This is a genomic window from Pedobacter metabolipauper (assembly GCF_004362715.1).
Lineage (GTDB): Bacteria > Bacteroidota > Bacteroidia > Sphingobacteriales > Sphingobacteriaceae > Pedobacter > Pedobacter metabolipauper.
The window spans coordinates 1-1,348 of the sequence record NZ_SNYC01000005.1 but is presented as its reverse complement, the minus strand read 5'-3'; the positions used below and the strand labels follow the sequence as shown (position 1 = coordinate 1,348).

Here is a 1,348-nt window from a genome sequence, read left to right as displayed (position 1 = left end):
CACCCACCGCTATCGCTTTGAGTGCCTCGTCCATCAACGAGAATGCTGCCGCAGGTTCTACAGTTGGAACTTTAAGTACTACTGATCCTGATGCTTCAAATACATTTACCTATACTTTGGTTACCGGGACTGGAAGCACAGATAATGCCTCATTTACGATTGACGGGACAAGTTTAAAACTAACCCCAAGTCCTGATTATGAAACCAAGAGTAGTTATCTGGTTCGCATCAGGAGTACTGATCAGAGCAGCCTTTATTTTGAAAAAGAGTTTACGGTTTCAATTAATAATGTGAACGAAGCACCCACCGCTATTGCCTTAAGTGCCTCGTCCATCAACGAGAATGCTGCCGCAGGTTCAACAGTTGGAACCTTAAGTACTACTGATTCTGATGCCTCAAATACGTTTACATATGCTTTGGTTACCGGGACTGGAAGCACCGATAATGCTTCGTTTACGATTGACGGGATAAGTTTAAAGCTAACCCCAAGTCCTGATTTTGAAACCAAGAGCAGTTATTCTGTTCGTATCAGAACGACTGACCAGGGCAGCCTTTACTATGATAAAGAGTTTACGGTTTCAATTAATAATGTGAACGAAGCACCCACAGCTATCGCCTTAAGTGCTGCATCGATTAACGAGAATGCCGCTGCAGGTTCAACAGTTGGAACCTTAAGTACTACTGATCCTGATGCCTCAAATACGTTTACCTATACTCTGGTTACTGGGACTGGAAGTACAGATAATGCAGCTTTTACAATATCTGGTGATGCACTGGTATTAACATATATTCCTGATTATGAAGTCAAGAGCAGTTACTCGGTTCGTATCAGGAGTACCGATCAGGGTAACCTTTACTATGAAAAGGAGTTTACGGTTTCAGTTACTAATGTCAATGAAGCACCCACCGCTATCGCGTTAAGTGCCTTATCCATCAACGAGAATGTAGCCGCAGGTTCAACAGTTGGAACTTTAAGCACTACTGATCCTGATGCCTCAAATACATTTACCTATACTTTGGTTACCGGAACCGGAAGCACAGATAATACCTCATTTACGATTGACGGGACAAGTTTAAAACTAACCCCAAGTCCTGATTTTGAAACAAAAAGTAGCTACTCGATTCGTATCAGAACGACTGATCAGGGCAGCCTTTACTATGAAAAAGAGTTTACAATTTCAATTACTAATGTAAACGAATCACCCACAGCTATCGCTTTAAGTGCCTCGTCCATCAACGAGAATGCCGCCGCAGGTTCTACAATTGGAACTTTAAGCACTACGGATCCTGATGCTTCAAATACGTTTACATACACTTTGGTTACCGGGACTGGAAGTACCGATAATGC

1 protein-coding gene is annotated in these 1,348 nt (G+C 42.4%); it reads left to right on the top strand.

Features of this window, described 5'->3' with window-relative positions; genetic code table 11:
- A partial coding sequence (locus ATK78_RS22760; RefSeq protein ID WP_166664869.1) for a cadherin domain-containing protein occupies nt 1-1,348 on the top strand: 1,348 nt, incomplete at both ends.